The organism is Mycobacterium sp. IDUB_24 (assembly GCF_055419385.1).
In genome coordinates, this window is the sequence record NZ_JBVAXO010000005.1 from 254,262 (window position 1) to 272,512 (window position 18,251).

Consider the following 18,251-nt stretch of genomic DNA (forward strand, 5'->3'; position numbering starts at 1 on the left):
TGGCAGCAAACGAAAGCGGGCGACGGTCCGAAACAGTGTCTCGGCTCGTCGCCCGCTAGCACGGATACCGGTTACCAAGCGTGCCAACGTGGGTTGCGTGGGTGGCCTCGGCGTCCTTGCGATGCGCTTCGGCTGCAACCCTACCCAAAGGGCCGTCGTGGCCGTCCGCTCCTCGCAATCACGCAGGCCCGCAACACTTTTGCCTATTCCGCGGCATGTGCTCCGCGTGGGTGCCGGACCCGTGCTAGGGAGCCTGGTTCGGGAGATTTAGCCTTCTCTTCCGGCTACACCTTGGCCTCATCCAAGCTTCCGTGGTTCCTTTGTACTACGTGACCACGGTCACAGCAAGGGTGAAATGCACCCGAGTTCCGATCGTTACGCCTGGGTTTCAGCTACTACATGCAGTAGCTCAGGAAGTGAAGCGGCGCAGCAGCGAGTACGTCAGGGCGCCGGCCGCCAAGGCGCTGATGCCGACGGCCGCGGTGGTGGCGACAGCGGCCCCCGACGGCGCCGGGAACCGGTCGCGCAACGACACCGGCCGGGTGAAGGTCAACACCGGCCAGCCGCGTGAAGCGGCCTCCTTGCGCAGTCCCCGGTCGGGATTCACCGCGGTGGGGTGGCCCACCGATTCGAGCATCGGAACGTCGGTGATCGAATCCGAGTAGGCGTAACAGTGGTCGAGGGAGTAGCCCTCACGTGCGGCCAGAGCGCGGATCGCCTCGACCTTGCCCTCGCCGTAGCAGTAGAACGCGATCTCGCCGGTGTACCGACCCTCTTCGACCACCATCCGGGTGGCCATCGCATGGGTGGCGCCCAACGCCCTGGCAATCGGCGCGACGATCTCCTCGCCCGAGGCCGAAACCACCACGACGTCGCGGCCACACAGCTTGTGGTCGGCGATCAGCTCGGCGGCCTCGGCGAACACCAGGGGGTCGACGATGTCATGCAAGGTCTCGCCGACGATCGACTTGACCTGCTCGACATCCCAACCGGTGCACATGTTGGTGATGTAGCTGCGCATCCGGTCCATCTGATCGTGGTCGGCACCGGACATCAGGAACAGAAACTGGGCGTACGTCGACTTGAGAACGGTGCGCCGGTTCAGCAGACCCTGATTGAAGAAAGGTTTGCTGAAAGCGAGTGTGCTGGACTTGGCGATGACGGTCTTGTCGAGGTCGAAAAAGGCCGCTGTGCGTACCGGCCGACGGTCGAGCGGCCCGGATTGCTGTGCGATCAATTCCCCGGCAGCCCGATCGGATGCGGTCACAAGCGCCAGCATAGAGGCACGTGCGACCAGTTATCCGACCGGCAACGCAAAATGGCAGTTCAAGACACATTCTTTCGGACGGTGATTGCCGGATCACCGCGGTAGCCCGCAGCGGTGTCTCTTGCATGTTTTGGCAGTTCCGTGTGTATAGTGAGCATTACTCGGCTTATGCCGAGGGTGTATCAGCCCGACCCCCCGGGGCTGATACACGACGACCTCCGCCTCCTCCCCCCCTGGCGGGGGTCGTCCCTTTTCTGGGGGGAAAATTCTTCCCGGCCCGGCCTCGGTGGTTGCGGAATAGCATTTTCAGCGTGTCGCCCGGCGTGTTCTGCGCTCGGGATTGATCCACAGCGCGCAATTCATCCACAATCCGTGAATTGGTGATGGTGCCGACCCCGTCGTTGCCCGCAGGGTGGGCACATGGCCACTCCGATCGCCTCGATCACCCCGTCCGGCACCGTGCTGGCGCTGATCGGCGACCCCCAGCTGCGTGAGGACGTGTCCCGGGTGGCCGCTGCCGCGGGCGTCGGGCTCGTCGTCCTCGACGACCCGTCCGGGCGCAAGGCCTGGACGGCTGCCGCCGCGGTGCTGCTCGATGCCGCGGCCGCCCTGCGGTGCGCCGCCCGGGGGCTGCCCCGTCGCACCCGGGTGGTCCTCGTCGGTCGTGACGACCCGCGGCCCGACGACTGGCAGGCCGCCATCTCGGTCGGCGCACAACACGTGGTGACACTGCCGGCCCAGGACGCCGACCTGGTGGCGGCCCTGTCCGAGGCGGCCTGCTGCGACGACGGCGGTCGCGGCCCCGCGGTGGCAGTGGTGAGCGCAAGAGGCGGTGCCGGGGCATCGGTGTTCGCGGTGGCTCTGGCTCAATCGGCGCCGGCCGCGTTACTGATCGAGGCCGACCCGTGGAGTGGGGGGATCGACCTGGTGGCGGGCAGTGAGCACCTTGCCGGCCTGCGTTGGCCGGACCTGGCCCTGCAAGGCGGGCGGTTGGGCTATCCGGCACTGCGCGACGCGCTGCCCTGCCGTGACGGGGTCAGCGTGCTCTCCAGCGGGCGCTCGGGAGCCGATATCGAGGCCGGGCCGGTGGCGGCGGTCATCGAGGCGGGGTGCCGGGGCGGCGTCACGGTGGTGTGCGATGTGCCGCGGCGCGCCACGGAGGCGGCCGAAACCGCTTTGAACGCAGCAGATCTCGTGGTGCTGGTGACACCGGCCGACGTGCGGTCGTGTACCGCCGCAGCTGCCGCACGGCCGTGGGTGCTGGCCTGCAACCCGAATGCCGGTGTGGTGGTGCGCGGCCCGTCACCGGGCGGGCTGCGGGCGGCCGAGGTGGCCCGCATCGTGGACCTGCCGCTGCTCGCTGCGATGCGACCACAGGCCGGTATCGCCGAGGTGTTGGAGCGTGGCGGCCTACGGGTGCGGTCACGATCGCCACTCGGCTCGGCGGCGCGGCGGGTGCTGTCGGTCCTGGCCCGGCACCCGGTGCAGGAGCCGGCGTGAACACCTCGCTGATCGACCGGGTACGCGAACGGCTGGTGGCCGAAGCCTCTCCACTCAGCCCCGGCGTGGTGGCCGCGGCGATCCGGGCGGAGTCCGGCGGCCTCCTCGGAGATACCGAGGTGCTGAGCAATCTGCGGCTGTTGGAGACCGAACTGACCGGGGCCGGCGTCCTGGAACCACTGTTGTGCGCACCGACCACCACCGATGTTCTCGTCACCGCCCCCGACGCGGTGTGGGTGGACGACGACAGCGGGTTGCACCGCAGCGCAGTGTGTTTCCCCGACGAGAGCGCGGTCCGCAGGCTGGCCCAACGGTTGGCGCTGCTGGCCGGGCGCCGTCTCGACGAGGCACAGCCCTGGGTGGACGGTCAACTCTGCGGCATCGGCCCGTTCACCGTGCGGCTCCATGCGGTGCTGCCTCCGGTGGCGTCCGAGGGAACCTGCCTGTCGCTGCGGGTGTTGCGCCCGGCCACTCAGAACCTCGACACCCTCACCCGTTCCGGCGCGATCCCTGCACACGCTGCCGATCTGGTGCGGGCGATCATCCGGGCGCGGTTGGCATTCCTGATCTCGGGCGGCACCGGCTGCGGTAAGACCACTCTCCTGGCCGCGGCACTCGGTGCCGTTCCCGCCCACGAACGCATCGTGTGTGTCGAGGACGCCGCGGAACTGGCTCCGCCGCATCCCCATCTGGTCAAGCTGGTGGCCCGGGGCGCCAACATCGAGGGCGTCGGTGAGGTCACCGTGCGCGATCTGGTCAGGCAGGCGTTGCGGATGCGCCCAGACCGCATCGTCGTCGGCGAGGTTCGCGGAGCCGAGGTGGTGGATCTGCTGGCCGCGCTCAACACCGGGCATGACGGCGGGGCGGGCACCGTGCATGCCAACAACCCGGCCGAAGTTCCGGCCCGGCTGGAGGCCCTCGGCGCACTCGGCGGTCTGGACCGTGCGGCGCTGATCAGTCAGTTGGCCGCCGCCGTGTTATCTGTAGGTCGGTTGTGGGTGTCCTCGACTGTCGCTGACGGTGGTGGGGATTGTGTTTGCGACCGTGGGCGACAGGTTTATCTGTAGTGCTGTACTCGATGATCTGCGTTCCGCGGCGGCGGGTTTCGGCGGATCGGTGTGAATCGGGAATGCCGCGTGTGGCGGTGGTTGGAATCTGTTGGCGGTGTCAGGTTGTGGCGGTGGCTGGTTGTCGTGTGGGGCGTGTGGGGTGTGTGGTGGGGCGTTGTGGCCACCAGCTGGCGTGGCGGAGCAGGGTGGCGATGGCTGGGACGGTGAGGGTGCGCACGAGGAAGGTGTCCAGTAGGAGTCCGCAGCCGATGATGAGGCCGGTTTGGATCATGATGGCGATCGATCCGATCATCAGGCCGAACATGCTGGCGGCGAAGATGAGGCCGGCGGAGGTGATGACGGAGCCGGTGGTGGCCACGGTGCGCAGCACGCCGACGCGGATGTTGTGGGTGGATTCTTCGCGGAGTCGGGATACGAGCAGCATGTTGTAGTCGGCGCCGACGGCGACGAGGATGATGAACGCTAATAGTGGTACGGGCCAGGCGATTTGGTGGCCGAGGATCCATTGGAAGACGATGACCCCGATACCGAGTGAGGCCAGGTAGTTCAGCACGACGGTGCCCAGCAGATATAGCGGGGCGATCAGGGCGCGCAGCAGGGCGATGAGGATGAGTCCGACGATGACCAGGGTGGCGATGGCCAGTTGGGTGAAGTCGGATGAGAGTAGGCGTTGGATGTCGGAGTTGACGGCGGGGAATCCGGCAACCGAGACGGTGGCGTGGGCCAGGGAGGTGTTGGGGCGTGCGGTGTTGGCGACGTCGGTGATGTGGCGGGCCAGGTTCATCGCCTCGCCGCTGTAGGGGTCGGTGCTGGTGTCGATGGCGAAGCGGGCGGTTTTGCCGTCGGGTGAGAGGAAGTGTTTGGCGACGTCGGCGAATTGGCGGTTGTCGAAGGCTTCGGGGGGTAGGTAGAAGCCGGTGGCGGCGTCGGATCCGGCGGTGGCGCGGGCGGAGTTTTGCAGTTGGGCCGCGATTTGACTCATCCCGGACAGCATTTGGATGTTGCTGTCGGCCAGGGTGTGCACGCCGGTGGCCAGGGCGCGTGCGCCGGAGGCCAGTTGGCCGATGCCGTGTTGGAGTCGGCCGATGTTGGCGGCGAGGTTCTCGGGGTTGCCGAGGGTTTTGAAGGCGCTGTTCATGGCGGCCACGGTGTGTTGCAGTTCGGTGAGGGTGCCGGTGACGGTGGCGTTGGTGGCCGGGTTGTACTGGTCGCCCAGGGTGGCGAGTTGGGTGAAAAACCCGTTGTCGCGCAGGGTGGTCAGCACGGTGACCTGGTCGCGGATCTGGGTGCATTGCGGGGTGGTCACACACCACGGTGAGGTGTTGAGTGCGGTGACGAGCGGGTCGAGGGCGGCGATGGCGGTCTGGGCTCGTTCGGCCAGGGGCCGGATGCCGGGGCCGGCTTGGATGGCGGTGTCGACCTCGGGTGCGGTGGCTGAGAGTTGTTGCAGCAGTGGGCCGAAGCGTTGCATGTTCTTTCCGGCGGTACCGGCTTGGGTGAGTACACCGCCCAGGGGGGTGAGCGCGGTGCGCACGGTGGTGTCGAGTTGGGCCAGGCCGTCGGCGAGTTGGTCGGCGCCGTCGGTGAGTTTGTCCAGGTCGCTGCGCCGGTCGTTGCCCTGGGCGACCGAGTCGGCCATCTTGTCGCCGATTTGTCGGTTCTGCCAGGACAGTTGGGCTTGGTCGAGGCGTTGCCCGGCCGGTCGGGTGACCCCGGAAACACGGGTGACGGCCGGGATTTGGGCGATGCGTGAGGCCATCTCGTCGAGGTCGGCCAGGGCTTTGCCGGTGCGCATGTCGGTCGGGTTTTCCACGACGAGGAATTCGGTGATGACGACGTCTTTGGGGAAATGGCGGTCCAGCAGCTGGTAGCCCTGGTTGCTGGCGGTGGTGGCGGGTTGTCCTTGGCGGTCGTCGTAGCTGATGGTCATGGTCGCCGCGGCCGCTGACAGTGCCACCAGGATGGTCAGGCTGATGACCAGCAGCGGCACCGGGCGGCGCACCACCGCCACGGCCACGCTGTTCCAGTAGCGTCGGGTGCGGTCGGGTTTGGGTTCGCCGATGCCGCGGGTGGCCGCCAGTGCCAGCACCGGCGGCAGCAGGGTGACGGTGGCGGCGAATCCGACTGCCACGGCGACCGCGCAGGCCGGGCCGAGTCCGGCGAACACACTCAAGGTGGCGAACACCATGGCCAGAAAGGCCAGGGCCACGGTGCCCGCCGAGGCCAAGATGACCCGGCCGATGCTGGCGGTGGCTGCGATGATCGCTTGATCGGCGGGCACCTGGGCGCGGCGTTGTTCGTGGTAGCGGCTGATCAGAAACACGGTGTAGTCGGTGCCGGCGCCGAGCAGGATCGCGGTCATGAACGCCACGGTGAACTGCGAGACCGGCATGCCGAGTTCGCCGAGGGCAGACAGCACCCCACGCCCGACGGCCAGGCTGAGCCCGATCACCAGCAGCGGCAGCAGCGCGGTGAATACCGACCGGTACACGATCAGCAGGATCAGGGCGATCAGCCCGGCGGTGGCGATCGAGATGAACACCAGATCGTGCTCGGCTGAGGAGATCTGATCGGCGAACGTGGCCGGTGGCCCCGTGACATAGGCCGTGGTGGACGTGTTGGCGAACGCCGCGTCGGTGAGGTCGCGCACGGCTTGCACGGATTCGGCCGCGGTGGGATCACCGAGGGTGCCGGCCACCCCGACCGGCAGATACCAGGCCTTGCCGTCTCCGCTGACCGCCTGGGTTCTGGTGATCGGGTCGGCCAGCAGATCCTGGACCAGCAGCACATGGTCGTGATCGGCCCGCAACCGTCCCACCAGATCCTGATAGCGCAGCTGATTGTCGGGGGTCAGACCGGCCGGGTCTTGCATCGCGACGAACAGCATCGTCTTGGACCCCTGCTCACCGAACGCCGCGCTCATGCGGTCCACGGTCTGAAACGAGGGCACATCACGCGGGATCAGATCGACCGACTGTTGGCGCACCACCGTCTCCAGCTGCGGGAACAGCAGCGCCAGCACCACCGCGGCCGCGATCCATCCACCGATCACTAATGCCTTGTGGCCCACCGTGAACGCCGCCAGCCGCCCCAGCCGGGCGCTGTATTCCGAGGATCCGGACAGGTCGACCCCGCGCCGGCCACGGCAAGGCCCAGCATCTCCGGTTCGATCGGCCATCCCCACGCCTCCCACAGAAACGAAACTATCGGTATCGCTACGATACTAATAGTCCCACACGGGGATCGGAAGGGCCGTGCGGACCTTTCGTGCCATGGATTCCGGTCTAGGGCGTCGGGGGGTGAATTAACTTGCGGCGTCGTCAGATTCGTCGTCGGGTAGGTCGTGGCGCACCACCCGCACCCGCCCGCGGGGCAGGCACGCCATGTAGCCGTGCCGTTTGCCGTAGAGCTCCCAGGAGGTCGCGGCCTCCTGGGGGGCGACATCGATGCGATGGCCGCGGGAAAAACCCAGGTGCAACCCGCCGTCCTCGTCGCACCACGCCCCCGTGCACACCGCGCCGGCCAGGTCCAGCAGCGGACGCTGCTGGGCTGAGACGTTGCCCGGATCGATGAGGACCTGCTCTTCGGGATAAGACGAACCGATCGGCGGCAGGGTGAGCCGGATCGGGGTGGCGATCACCAATTCGTTGTAGTCGTCGAGGTCGAGCACCAATCCGTCGTGCAACGAGACACGCTGAACGGTGCACCGCTCGATCCAGGGGGTGTGCATGCCCGGCTCCCTTCGACACGTCATTGTGTCGCTTTATGGTACTGGGAGTAGCGCAGCGATACTACTAGTCTCACTAAGTGGTGGTACCGGGGCCGGACCCTGATGTCAGCTGTCGGGTGGCGCGGTCGATGCGCTCGCGGGCCAGGTCCGCATCGATCCGGCCGCCGATGACGGCGATCAGGTTGGCCAGCCACACGTCGGCGATCAGGCCGGCCACGTCGCGGTCATGGGCGGTGGGGGTGGGCCCGCCCAGGGTGCGGGCCAGCATGTCCTCGATCACCGCGGCGGCGTGCTCGATCGCGCCGGTGGCCTCGGCGTCGGCCACGACGAACGCACGCGCCATCGCCTCGGTCAGGCGCGGGTTGCCCTGCCAGGCCAGGTGCAGGTGCGTGGTCAACCGCCCCAGCCGGGCCTGCGGCGCCAGATCACCGGTACTCCAGTCGAACTCGGTGTCGAGATGCTCGAATTCGCGGGCCAGCACCGTCACCAGCAGATGGCTTTTGGATCGGAAATGCCGATACAGGGAGCTGGCGGCAATGCCGGCCTGCGCGGCCACCGCCCGCATCTGCACACCGTCAAAACCCTGTGCTGAGGCTACCGCCCAGGCGGCATCCAGGATCGCCTCGCGGCGCACCAACACCGAGGCCGCCGGCCGGCGCGGGCGCCGCACCCGGTCCCGGGGTGCGGCGGTCGGCACGCTCACCGCGACCCCGCGTCGTCACCGGCGCCACCGTAGCGGGTCAGCTCGGCGAACAACTCCCCGAAACCGCTGATGTCACCGTGGGCGGCGAAATGGGCCGCATCCACCGTGATGAACACCGCCGAGGCGGTGAACCGGGTGACACCGTCCACACCGACCCCCACCCCGTCCACATGCAACGCCCGGCCCTCACGGGAGGCGATCCGCGCGGTCAGCCGATGCGTACACCCCAACGGCACCGGCTGCAGATAGTCCACCGTCAAACGGCGCGTCACCGCCGCAGTGGCCGCGATCCACAACGAAAAACCCAGCACGTCATCACAGGCCGCGGCGATCGCGCCACCGTGCGCCAGCCCCGGCGCACCGATATGGCGCTCATCGAACACCAGATCAGCGAACACCTCATCGCCGCACCGAAACACCTCCAGCTGCAAACCGTGCGGATTATCCGACCCGCAGCCCATGCAGGTCGGCGTGTGCGACGGCAACCGCTGCGGCTCATCAGCATCCATCACGGCCTCCTGGCACCCGGGCAGCCCCGCCACCACCGCGTCCCGACCCGATACCGCCGGTACTAGCAGTTTCGCTGCGCTACTATCGGTACCATAACCGGGAGAGCGGGGGCAACGCACCGGCGATCGGAACACACCAGGAGGTCAGGTGGGGACAGAACCCGCGGCGACACCCGACGACGACGTCGACCCGCGCCGCACCCGGTCACGCACCCGACTGCTCGACGCCGCGGCCACCCTGCTCAAAACCGGTGGGATCGAAGCCGTCACCATCGACGCGGTCACCAAAGCCTCCAAGGTCGCCCGCACCACCCTCTACCGCCACTTCAACAGTTCCTCACAACTGCTCGCGGCCACCTTCGAACGTCTGCTGCCCCAAGTCATCCCGCCCGCCCCGACCAGCGGCACCCTGCGAGAGCGGCTCATCGAACTGCTCTCGCGCCAAGCCGACCTGTTCGCCGAAGCGCCACTGCACGTCACCACTTTGGCCTGGGCCGCGTTGGGCCCCACCGAAACACACGACAGCGACAGCGATACCGGCCAACACGCCACTGCCAGCATGCTGCGCACCCGGGTGATCGAGCAGTACCGGCGGCCTTTCGACGAAATCCTGCACAGCCCCGAAACCTTCGACCAACTCGGCGAACTCGACATCGAACTGGCATTGTGCCAACTGGTCGGCCCCCTGGTCTTCGCCAGAATGACCGGCCTACGCGCCATCGGCCACCACGACTGCACCCGCATCGTCGACGACTTCATCACCGCGCAAACCACGCAGCGACCCGCACAACCAGCCAGCTAGGGTGCGGCCACGGTGGGGTCGTCGGGATCGAGGCCTTCTGAGTGCAGTTCGTCGCGTGGGTGGCTGTCCATAAGGGGTTAGACGGTGTGTGTGGGCGCACGGTTCCCACTCGCGGCGCAACCGGTTTGTGCAAGGGGGCAGATCCCGGGCGCTGGTATCGGCGTTAGGACTTGCGGGCCAGTTCTCCGTGCAGGGTCGCGATGATGTGGTCGCGTTCGCGCAGTTGGGCTTTCAGGTCGGCGATCTGGCCGTCTTGTGTCTTCAGCCGGATCCGTAACGCGGCGATGATGCTGTTTTCGGAGTCGGAAGCTGGCGGTAGCGGCGCAAGGTCGGGGGCGGCGGCCAGCGGCGCCAGCGTGCGGATCTTTTCGCGCAGTTCGGGGCGGCGATGGATGACGCTGCGTGACACTCCGGCGTGGCGGGCCAGACCGGAGATGGTGATGTCGAGGCCCTGCTTACGCATCGTTTTGATCGCCCGCTCGATTCGGGCTTCCACATCGTGACTGCGTTTTCGGGCGCTGGCCTCCAACGCTTTGCGCGACGCTTGGGTGACGCTCATGCGGGCCTGTGGGGGTCGGCTTTGCGCAGTGCGGAATCATGCGTACCGCGGGTGGCCACAGGTTGCAGCGGGATACGGTTGGCCGTTCCGGCCCCGGCGATCGCTTCGGCGTGGGTGGCCTGCTCGGCCGTCAGGCGATCCAGAATGGCTTGCAACGAGTGCAATTCGCGCAGGCGCTCAGCGACCCACACGTTGTCATCGGTGAGTTCGCGACCGGTGCGCTGACGGTACTGCTCGCGCCTGATCTCGATCAACGCGGTGGTTTTGGCGTGCTGGTCTTTGAGTTCGTCGAGGTGGGTGGCGTCGGTGGCGAAATGCCCGCACGACAAGCAGGCGTTGCCCTTGTCGCACGTCTTCAGTGGCGGCAACAGGCACACCCCGTTGGGCAGCACCCGGTCGGTGCGCACCGACAGCTGGGTCATGTCCAACATGTCGGACGGGCTGATTCCGATGTCGGTCCCGTGGGCGCCGAACTTCTTGTGTTTGAGGAATTCGGCTTCGGCGGTCGCGGCCAGTGTGGCGGCATAGCGCATGGTCATCTCGGGGCTCTTGTGGCCCAGGTAGCGCTGCACCACGTGGATCGGCACGCCGCCGTTGAGCAGTTCGGTGGCCCGGGTGTGGCGCAGCCTGTGGGTTTGGGTGAACCGCAACGGGTTTCCCGCCGTATCGGTCAACCCGTGGATCACGTCGAGCTTGTCCAGGGCGGCCCGATAGGTCGCATACGGGCGGGGCCGGTGCCCGGCCAGGTTCTGTTTGACCGCGATGAACAGGTACTTCGGGGACAGCTGGGGGTGGGTGTCGGCAAGCCAGCGTTGTTGTTCTCTGATCACGTTGACCACGGCCTGCTCGACCAGGATGGTCGGGATGACTCCGTCGACTTTGGTCTGTTGGTAGCGCAGTTTGGCCACGAACACATCGGGGTCATCGGTTGCGGTGGGCCGCTGCGCTCCGGGGATCGCTTCGAGCGGGTTGTGGTCGAGCATGAGGATTTCTGAGGCCCGCCGCCCGGTCAGCGCTTGCAGCAGCCAGATCCGGGCGGCCTGAGGGTCGCCGAGGCCCTTGATCAGTGACACGGTGCCATCGGGGTGGGTCACCGACACCAGGGCGCCGCGGATGGCGGCGAGCACGTCGAGGTAGGCCAGCATCTGCTGAAGGTCTCCGGTGGAATACCAGGTCAGTTCCCGGGTGCGGTGGGCGCGTCGGGTGCGAAACGCCGGCCCCCACAGCCGGGTGTGTGCCGCGGACAGGTTCTCCCAACGCGCATCGCCGGTGGCTGCGGCGGCCTCGGGTGCATGGTCGAGCATGAACGTGTAGAAGCTCTGGAGCTGGGATTGGCTGTCGCCGATCGCCGTGGCAGACAACGGCTTGTCGGGTCTGGCGGCCGCGGCTGGGGAGCGCAGGTATTCGTTGTAGGCCGTGAAAATCAGGCGCAGCTGCGCCGGGTCATCGGACAGAACCGGATCGGTGTAGCCACGCTCGATCACGAATTCGCCGAAGTGGCGTGCCATCTCGCGGGCACGATCGACTGCCGATGACCAACGCAGCAACTCCGCATCCAGGCAGGTGCGCAGCCAAAACCGCACCCCTTCGCGCAGCCAGGCCGGTTCGACCACCCCGATCCGGACCGATTTCTCGTGGCACGGTTCGTGTTCGCGTTGCGGGATCCGTGGATCGGCCCGCAGATCCCAGGTGTCATAGGCCCACCAGTCGATGGTGGTGGCCCGCACCGACAAGAACAGGTGCAGATGCTCGATCAGGCCCACAATGTTGCGGCGGGTGCCGCCGGCGGGCAGCCGCGCGTTGCGCCGCTCGAACACCACGACCGCGTGGCGCACCATGTCGGTGACCGCCAGGTCAGTGATGCTCACCGGGTGGCGGCCGTGGGCACTGCGGTACTCGGCCGTGGCGGCGCTGATGGCCTGAGTGGCCCAGCGCAGCAGGGAATGCTCGATCTTGCGCAGCCCCTCCTGGTAGCACACCCAGACCCACCAGGCGATTTCGTCGGCGAACCGCGCCGGGGTGGCGTGCGGGGTGAAGTCGTACACCCCGACGGCCGCAGCGGGCGGCAGATCGTTCTTGCGGGACAGGAACACCCGATCTGCCGGGGGCAGATGGACCTGATAGGCCGGGCGGCGCCACCCTTCGGGCACCTGGGCCCACTGCCCCTGCCACGCCGCGGTGGACAGGTCGCTTGCTTGCCTGATCAGGCGGTCCTCATGGCTGGCCATCGTGCAGCCCTTTCCATCCGGCGACATAGTTTTTCCATCCGGCCAGCGACCGCATCGCTGCGTCCTGGGTGACCCAGCCGTAGGTGGACAGGGTGGTCTGCACATCCGCGTGGCCCAGACGCCGCATCACCACATGCTCAGGCACCCCCGCCAGCAGCAGCGCGGTGGCGTGCGTGTGGCGCAGCCAGTGCGGTGACCAATCCGGCGGCAAGCTCGGATGGGCTGAGCGCAGGCCACGCACCTTCTCGTAGACATTCTCCTGGCGCATCGGCGAAAACTGCGGTCCCCGTTGCAGATTGACGAACACAAAATGATGCGACAGATCCGCCACCACCTGGTCGGCGTTCATCGCCACCAGCTGCCACACATACTCCGAATACAGGGCCTCAAGGTCATCGCCGACATAGATCCGCCTCGGCCCGGTCTTGACCCGAGCGCCATGGGGATGATCTTGGCGTTCCACGATGTCGATCCACGGCGTCGCACCGGCACCGATATGAAAATCGTTGTGGCGTAGCGATAAGGCTTCACCCAGGCGCATTCCCGTTTCGGCCAGCACAGCGAAAAGCAATCGGTTGCGCACCCCGGCCGGCCCACCCGTCCAGTCCCCACCGTCGCGCTGTACCGAGCAGCCGTCGAGGATCGTGGTCACTTGAGCAGGCGACAGGACCGGGGTGGCTGAGCGCCGGGGGTTGCGCACCGGGTAGATCGGATGCTCGCCGTCGCGGTGTGGGCCGACGCCGTCGAGGAACCCGACGTAGCGGGTGTGGCGCCGCCAGCTGCCCCGCTGAGTGGTCAATCGCCGATAGGGCACCTCGGTGGTGCCGGCATCGGCGTGATAGCGATACATCGACAACACCGCGGCCGCCCGAGGCTGCAAAGAACTGGCCACCATCTTGATCTCGGGGGCACCGATGCGAAGCGTTCCGGGCAGATCCCCGGTCCGCAGATACTGCAGGTACTGCCCGAACAGGTTGGTGGGGAAGTCATCCCAGCGGTGGCCGGTGTGCTCGAGCATCGTGAACCACCGCGCCAAACCCGCGGCGTAGCCGCGCACCGTGTGCGGGGACGCGCCCCCCTCACGCAGAAACCTCAAGTACTCCGCAGCCGGGGCCACCGGCAGATGATCCGCGCCGACGATCGTGTAAGTCACGGGCTCATCGGCAAAGATCACCCGCTGCACCCGCGCCACCGGCCCCCCGACCCCTTGTGTTTTAGCCGCGCCGGCTTCGCTGCCGCAACGGAATCACATTGCTGCTCCCAGTACTGGGCACCGGTGTCGCTGGGCCCGCTGTCGCTCTGCCGCTGCCGGCCGCCACCCGCACCGCCGCCGCGCCCGGCGCGGCCCGCTGCCCAGCCATGAAGTCCTCCAGCAGATCCTGGGGCCACACCAAGTCATAGGGCGCCAGCATCGCCGCCGAACGCGCCGAAAACGCCATCTCCAGCCACTTGCTGATCAACCGGGGCCGCTCCACCTCACGGTCATTCCAGCCCGGCTCCACCCGACCCCACGTCGTATCGGTATCCGGGTTGACCCGCGTGTAAAGCTGACGGCGCAACGCCTCAAACCGCGCCCCAGTCAACAAATCCGAGGTATGCAGATGCTTGATCAACGCCCCCAGCGACACACCCCACTTGGCTTTCACCGGCAACAACTCCGCCAGCGACGGCGCCCGCGACACTTCCTTGGCCAGCACCGCCGCCGGCGCCAACAACTCCGACGCGAACTGCGAAGCCTGCTCCTCACACGCCTCTGTGACACTGCCCGAGGCATGCAACACCAAATGACCCACCTCATGAGCCAGCGTCCAGCGGGTGCGTTCCCACGAATTCGATTGCCGCACAACGATTAACGGCCGAGTATTGAACTCCCCGACACGCACCGAATAACCCAAATGCTTGTCGATCTTGCCGGTGGAATCCCCGTCACCCAGGATCCGCCGCGACGACGAGGTCAACAATCGGCGCACCACGACCACCACACCGCTGCGTTCAATCTCATGCGTCAAGTACTCGATCGGCCGATCGTGCTCCAACCCCCAACTGGCACGCACCGCCGCAGCGGCCTGGACCACCGCGGTGTCGACCGGAAGTATCGGCAACTTCACCGCAGGTAACTGAGTGCGGCCATTGAGCTCGTCGAGAAACTCTCCAGCCAACGCCGCGAACTGCGCCAAATACTCCCGCTCGGTCGCCGTGATCGACCGCGGTGCCCGAAACAACAGATCCGACTGGTGCACCCGCGACGTCGGGGCCGTGGTGAAAAACTTCGCCGGGAACCGCAACACGGCCACCAGCCGTTCGAAATCCTCGACCGGCAACGCCGTCATCGTCGACTTCTCCAGCCGATTCAACCGAGAATGCTTCCAGCCCAACGCTTCCATCACCGCAGTGGCAGTCATCGCGCGCATGACCCGGGCCTGGTTGACCCGCAACCCATACACGTCCACGGTCGTCGTCATTGCGACCTCGATTCAACAGCCACCCGCTGACATTCGCATCGACCCCCGACACCACGACCCCTTAAGCGGGCTCCTCGGGATCCTCGCCCGTACCCAGCGCCGGCGGCTCGTACTCGCCGAAGTCGTCGGTGAGTCCCTGGCCCTGCGCCGGCGGATTCACCAGCGGAGAGTCGGTGACCGGTGGCAGCGGCTCGGTTGCCAAAATCTGCACCCGCGACGCATTGTCCACATCCACCACGAACGCCAACACCGCCTCCGACAATCCCCATCCATCGTCGGTCGGCCACCACAGGGCGAAGATATCCGGTGTACCGGCCGGAGTCACAATCGGCGACGGAAACAACGGCGCCGGCTCCTCCTCGTCCAACAACATCTGCTCGTCGACCTGAGCCTTCGGCGGCCGCAGCACCGGAAGATCGCCGCCGGCCGGATGTGTCACCACCCGAACCCGCTCCCCGTGCAACACCTTCGACGGCCACCGACGGGCCCGAAAATCCATCCCCCGCGAATCGGCGATCTGCACCGACAACCCACTGCCGCGGGAAGTCAACAACGTGTCCCCAGGAATCGGCTTGCGAAGCTCGCGCATCCGCAACACCATCTGGCGCACACACGTGCAAAACGCCTGACCGTGAATGTCCAATGGATCCTCGAACAACGGTTGCCACATCTGGCCGACCTTGGGGATCACCACCTCCAAGTCGTAACGCAGCGTCGCCAACGACGGCCCATGATCCGACACCGCCTTGCGCAACCGCTCTTGTAGGTTCACACGGCGAATTTCGCACACAAAAACAGGGAGCGCAAGCAACACGCCGTACCGGCGTGGCGAGGGGATTGATATTGCTACGCACCCTCATAGAGTACATGTACTCTAAGGTATTTGTGCTGATAAACACGTAGTTATGGCACTCTTTATCGAGTTAACTACAGATAACTCGGGCAGGTGCTGCTGCATGTCGGGCGTGACGGCGCCGGGCGGCGCAGGCTCGCCGAGATCGCGGTCCTACGCCGATCGACCCGGGGTGATCTGGAGGTGGTCACTGCCTGGCACATCGACACCGGGTTGGGCTGCGGCGCAGAGACTCTCCATGGTCTCGTCGAACAGCGGGTGTCGCCGTGACGGCGAGTGCACTGGCGTTGGCTGCCGCGCTTCTGCTGTGGCCGGCCACGCCCCGGCGGGCGGCCGCGCTCCGGCGAACGGATGCGCTCCGGCGAACGGATGCGCCGGGTCAGCGTCGACTGCGCGCAGCACCCGTCGTCGTGGTGCTGGGAGTCGTTCTGGCCTGGCTGGTTTCACTGCCGGCCGCCGTGGCCACGGCTCTGGTGTCCGGGACGGTCGTGGTACGCCGCAGGCGTCGCGCTGCACTGCGGCAGCGGCAACAGGAATCCGCGGCGCTGCAGGCCGCGTTGGACGTGTTGGTGGGTGAACTTCGCACCGGAGTGCATCCCGTCAACGCCTTCGGCACCGCGGCCGGCGAGGTGACCGGACCGGTACGCCGGGGCATGGGAGCAGTCGCCGCACGGGCCCGCCTGGGCGCCGATGTCGCGGCCGGTCTCGAAGATGTCGCGGCGGCGTCGCAATTGCCGATGCACTGGGAACGGCTCGCGGTCTGCTGGCGGCTGGCCCACGCATACGGACTCTCGATCGCCACCCTGATGCGCACCGCGCAGCGCGACATCGTTGAGCGCGAACGCTTTTCCAGTCATGTCGAAGCGGCGATGGCGGGCCCGCGGGCGACGGCGGCCGTGCTGGCCGGGCTGCCCGTGGCCGGGATTGCACTGGGTCAGCTGATCGGCGCGCAGCCCCTGGCGTTTCTGTGCGGCCCGGGCGCGGGTGGTTGGCTGCTGGTCATCGGAGCGCTGCTGGCCTGTGCCGGACTGATGTGGTCGGATCAGATCACCGAGAAGGCATTGAGATGAGCTGGGCGGCACTGCTTCTCGCTGCTGCACTGCTGATCGGTGCAGATCCGGGCCAGGTGCGATCCCGCGCCGCACCCGCACCGGTGACAAGGGCAAACCCCCGAAGCCGGCGCACCGATGACCCGCTCGCTGCGGCCTCGACATTCGACTTGTTCTCCGCATGCCTGGCTGCGGGGATGGCGGTGTCGACCGCGGCTGCGGCCGCCACCCCATCGGCCCCACCGTCACTGGCGCCGATGCTGCGGCGCGCAGCCGAGCTCCTCGCGCTCGGGGCGGACCCGGCCCGAGCCTGGTCCGGCAGCACTGACGCGGTACCGCAGGACAAAAATGCCGAGGCACTGTTGCGGCTGGCTCGTCGGTCGGCCGCCTCGGGCAGCGCCTTGGCCGACGGGGTGGCCGAGTTGGCTGCCCAGGCCCGACACGATGCCATCGCCGCGGCCGATGCGGTGGCAGAACGTGCCTCGGTACTGGTCGCCGGGCCGTTGGGGCTGTGTTATCTGCCGGCGTTCCTGTGCCTCGGTGTCATCCCGGTAGTCGCCGGTTTGGCCGGTGATGTGCTGGGTTCGGGTTTGTTGTGATTACACATCGCAGAGGGAGGAAATTTCATGGCAGGAAACATGATTCGGCAGACGAATGCCAGGGTGGCGCTGTTGATGCTCGACGAGTCGGGGATGAGCACCGTCGAATATGCGATCGGCACGATTGCTGCTGCGGCGTTCGGGGCGATCCTGTACACCGTGGTCACGGGGGATTCGATCGTGAGTGCGCTGACCAACATCATCAGCCGGGCGCTGAACACGAACGTCTAGATGACCGGCTGGACGACCGGGGTGCGGTCACTGTCGAGGCGGCCTTCGCCATCGCATCGTTGGTGGTTGTCCTGGCGTTGTGCGTCGGCGGCCTCGGCGCGGTGGGCATGCAGATCCGGTGTATCGACGCGGCGCGTGAAGCCGTCCGCCTGGCGGCACGCGGTGAGGGGGAAGCGGCGGCGGCCGCCGCTCGCCGAGTCGCCCCGTCCGGGGCAGTGGTGCACGTCGGCCGCGATGGCGGTCTGGTGGTGGCCCGGGTCAGCGCCGCCACAGCGCTGCCGGGCTTCACGGTGTCGGCCGAGGCGGCCGCGGCCCCCGAACCCGGCGCGCGGTGAGCGCGGGTCGGCCACGCTGCTGGCTGCGGCGATGATCGTGGTGGTGATCGCATTTGCGGCCGGCGGCGCCTATCTGGGCGCCGCCGTCACGGCCCGGCACCGGGCCCAGGCCGCGGCGGATCTGGCCGCTCTGAGCGCAGCCAGCGCCGTGGTCTCCGGGCCGGATGCGGCATGCGCGCAGGCCACCCGGATCGCGGTACGGATGCGTTCGGTCCTCGGCGCCTGCCGGATCGAGAGGCTCGACGTGGTGCTCGAGGTATCGGTTCCGGTCCGCCTCGGGCGGTGGGGCATAGGTCCGGCCCGGGCGGTGGCGCGCGCGGGCCCGGTGGATCTCGTCGTTTAGTCGAAGGTGGC

At 67.3% G+C, this 18,251-nt stretch carries 19 protein-coding genes; 9 read left to right on the forward strand and 10 right to left on the reverse strand.

From position 1 onward, the window contains the following. Positions 1 to 409: 409 nt before the first annotated feature. Positions 410 to 1,267, reverse strand: coding sequence for an HAD-IB family hydrolase (locus ACZYZF_RS19175; protein WP_463836500.1), 858 nt, complete (start codon positions 1,265 to 1,267; stop codon positions 410 to 412). Between the two features lie 420 nt (positions 1,268 to 1,687). On the opposite strand from ACZYZF_RS19175, the gene ssd reads away from it, so the two are divergent. Both ssd and ACZYZF_RS19185 read left to right on the forward strand, forming a co-directional pair. Then, on the forward strand, positions 1,688 to 2,767 hold the full coding sequence (ssd, locus tag ACZYZF_RS19180) for a septum site-determining protein Ssd (RefSeq protein ID WP_463743924.1): 1,080 nt from the start codon (positions 1,688 to 1,690) through the stop codon (positions 2,765 to 2,767). Further along, on the forward strand, positions 2,764 to 3,834 hold the full coding sequence (locus ACZYZF_RS19185; protein WP_463836501.1) for a TadA family conjugal transfer-associated ATPase: 1,071 nt from the start codon (positions 2,764 to 2,766) through the stop codon (positions 3,832 to 3,834). The genes ssd and ACZYZF_RS19185 overlap by 4 nt, the downstream gene beginning before the upstream one ends. A 100-nt stretch (positions 3,835 to 3,934) precedes the next feature. Here the strand turns inward: ACZYZF_RS19185 and ACZYZF_RS19190 are convergent, their stop codons facing one another. From ACZYZF_RS19190 to ACZYZF_RS19205, 4 genes are all read right to left on the reverse strand, one after another. Then, positions 3,935 to 7,015, reverse strand: coding sequence for an MMPL/RND family transporter (locus ACZYZF_RS19190; RefSeq protein ID WP_463836502.1), 3,081 nt, complete (start codon positions 7,013 to 7,015; stop codon positions 3,935 to 3,937). Positions 7,016 to 7,141: 126 nt separating this feature from the next. Next, entirely contained in the window at positions 7,142 to 7,567 is a 426-nt protein-coding gene (locus ACZYZF_RS19195; RefSeq protein ID WP_463836503.1) for a DUF6188 family protein, read from the reverse strand. A gap of 73 nt (positions 7,568 to 7,640) precedes the next feature. After that, positions 7,641 to 8,207, reverse strand: a complete 567-nt coding sequence (locus ACZYZF_RS19200; protein ID WP_463836626.1) for a TetR/AcrR family transcriptional regulator — start codon at positions 8,205 to 8,207, stop codon at positions 7,641 to 7,643. A 59-nt stretch (positions 8,208 to 8,266) separates the two neighbouring features. Continuing rightward, complete coding sequence (locus tag ACZYZF_RS19205) at positions 8,267 to 8,779, reverse strand: PaaI family thioesterase (RefSeq protein WP_463836504.1); 513 nt, start codon at positions 8,777 to 8,779, stop codon at positions 8,267 to 8,269. Positions 8,780 to 8,927: 148 nt separating this feature from the next. Between ACZYZF_RS19205 and ACZYZF_RS19210 the strand changes: the two genes are divergently transcribed. Continuing rightward, positions 8,928 to 9,581: a TetR/AcrR family transcriptional regulator gene (locus tag ACZYZF_RS19210; protein WP_463836505.1), complete on the forward strand. Its 654-nt coding sequence runs from the start codon at positions 8,928 to 8,930 to the stop codon at positions 9,579 to 9,581. A gap of 163 nt (positions 9,582 to 9,744) precedes the next feature. Here ACZYZF_RS19210 and ACZYZF_RS19215 read toward each other — a convergent pair whose 3' ends face one another. The 5 genes from ACZYZF_RS19215 to ACZYZF_RS19235 all read right to left on the reverse strand — a co-directional run bounded on the left by ACZYZF_RS19215 (position 9,745) and on the right by ACZYZF_RS19235 (position 15,602). Continuing rightward, on the reverse strand, positions 9,745 to 10,140 hold the full coding sequence (locus ACZYZF_RS19215; protein ID WP_463836506.1) for a DUF6262 family protein: 396 nt from the start codon (positions 10,138 to 10,140) through the stop codon (positions 9,745 to 9,747). Further along, entirely contained in the window at positions 10,137 to 12,368 is a 2,232-nt protein-coding gene (locus ACZYZF_RS19220; RefSeq protein WP_463836627.1) for a tyrosine-type recombinase/integrase, read from the reverse strand. Before ACZYZF_RS19220 ends, ACZYZF_RS19215 begins: the two co-directional genes overlap by 4 nt. Beyond that, the gene (locus tag ACZYZF_RS19225; RefSeq protein ID WP_463836507.1) at positions 12,355 to 13,560 is read right to left on the reverse strand and encodes a tyrosine-type recombinase/integrase; all 1,206 of its coding nucleotides are present in this window, start codon (positions 13,558 to 13,560) and stop codon (positions 12,355 to 12,357) included. The genes ACZYZF_RS19220 and ACZYZF_RS19225 overlap by 14 nt, the downstream gene beginning before the upstream one ends. Before the next feature lie 22 nt (positions 13,561 to 13,582). Beyond that, complete coding sequence (locus ACZYZF_RS19230; protein ID WP_463836508.1) at positions 13,583 to 14,830, reverse strand: ImmA/IrrE family metallo-endopeptidase; 1,248 nt, start codon at positions 14,828 to 14,830, stop codon at positions 13,583 to 13,585. Positions 14,831 to 14,891: 61 nt separating this feature from the next. Then, positions 14,892 to 15,602: a hypothetical protein gene (locus ACZYZF_RS19235; protein WP_463836509.1), complete on the reverse strand. Its 711-nt coding sequence runs from the start codon at positions 15,600 to 15,602 to the stop codon at positions 14,892 to 14,894. Positions 15,603 to 15,776: 174 nt separating this feature from the next. Between ACZYZF_RS19235 and ACZYZF_RS19240 the strand changes: the two genes are divergently transcribed. The 6 genes from ACZYZF_RS19240 to ACZYZF_RS19265 are packed head-to-tail and all read left to right on the forward strand — an operon-like array spanning position 15,777 to position 18,240. Then, positions 15,777 to 15,953, forward strand: coding sequence for a conjugal transfer protein TrbB (locus ACZYZF_RS19240; protein ID WP_463836510.1), 177 nt, complete (start codon positions 15,777 to 15,779; stop codon positions 15,951 to 15,953). Then, a complete protein-coding gene (locus ACZYZF_RS19245) occupies positions 15,950 to 16,753 on the forward strand; it encodes a type II secretion system F family protein (RefSeq protein WP_463836511.1) in 804 nt (267 codons plus the stop codon). Before ACZYZF_RS19240 ends, ACZYZF_RS19245 begins: the two co-directional genes overlap by 4 nt. After that, positions 16,750 to 17,331, forward strand: coding sequence for a type II secretion system F family protein (locus ACZYZF_RS19250; protein ID WP_463743927.1), 582 nt, complete (start codon positions 16,750 to 16,752; stop codon positions 17,329 to 17,331). Before ACZYZF_RS19245 ends, ACZYZF_RS19250 begins: the two co-directional genes overlap by 4 nt. A 27-nt stretch (positions 17,332 to 17,358) precedes the next feature. Further along, positions 17,359 to 17,562 carry a DUF4244 domain-containing protein gene (locus tag ACZYZF_RS19255; RefSeq protein WP_463743928.1) on the forward strand — a complete coding sequence of 68 codons (204 nt, stop codon included), beginning with the start codon at positions 17,359 to 17,361 and terminating at the stop codon, positions 17,560 to 17,562. A gap of 8 nt (positions 17,563 to 17,570) precedes the next feature. Further along, complete coding sequence (locus tag ACZYZF_RS19260; RefSeq protein WP_463836628.1) at positions 17,571 to 17,897, forward strand: TadE family type IV pilus minor pilin; 327 nt, start codon at positions 17,571 to 17,573, stop codon at positions 17,895 to 17,897. Positions 17,898 to 17,928: 31 nt separating this feature from the next. Beyond that, a complete protein-coding gene (locus ACZYZF_RS19265; RefSeq protein ID WP_463836512.1) occupies positions 17,929 to 18,240 on the forward strand; it encodes an Rv3654c family TadE-like protein in 312 nt (103 codons plus the stop codon). The last annotated feature ends 11 nt before the right edge of the window (positions 18,241 to 18,251 follow it).

Excerpts from the sequence above, each read along its gene's own strand:
- ACZYZF_RS19250 (WP_463743927.1), top strand. The coding sequence starts at position 16,750 with ATGAGCTGGGCGGCACTGCTTCTCGCTGCTGCACTGCTGATCGGTGCA.
- ACZYZF_RS19220 (WP_463836627.1), bottom strand. The coding sequence starts at position 12,368 with ATGGCCAGCCATGAGGACCGCCTGATCAGGCAAGCAAGCGACCTGTCC.
- ACZYZF_RS19190 (WP_463836502.1), bottom strand. The coding sequence starts at position 7,015 with ATGGCCGATCGAACCGGAGATGCTGGGCCTTGCCGTGGCCGGCGCGGG.
- ACZYZF_RS19205 (WP_463836504.1), bottom strand. The coding sequence starts at position 8,779 with ATGGATGCTGATGAGCCGCAGCGGTTGCCGTCGCACACGCCGACCTGC.
- ACZYZF_RS19215 (WP_463836506.1), bottom strand. The coding sequence starts at position 10,140 with ATGAGCGTCACCCAAGCGTCGCGCAAAGCGTTGGAGGCCAGCGCCCGA.
- ACZYZF_RS19230 (WP_463836508.1), bottom strand. The coding sequence starts at position 14,830 with ATGACGACGACCGTGGACGTGTATGGGTTGCGGGTCAACCAGGCCCGG.
- ACZYZF_RS19265 (WP_463836512.1), top strand. The coding sequence starts at position 17,929 with ATGATCGTGGTGGTGATCGCATTTGCGGCCGGCGGCGCCTATCTGGGC.
- ssd (WP_463743924.1), top strand. The coding sequence starts at position 1,688 with ATGGCCACTCCGATCGCCTCGATCACCCCGTCCGGCACCGTGCTGGCG.
- ACZYZF_RS19195 (WP_463836503.1), bottom strand. The coding sequence starts at position 7,567 with ATGCACACCCCCTGGATCGAGCGGTGCACCGTTCAGCGTGTCTCGTTG.
- ACZYZF_RS19255 (WP_463743928.1), top strand. The coding sequence starts at position 17,359 with ATGGCAGGAAACATGATTCGGCAGACGAATGCCAGGGTGGCGCTGTTG.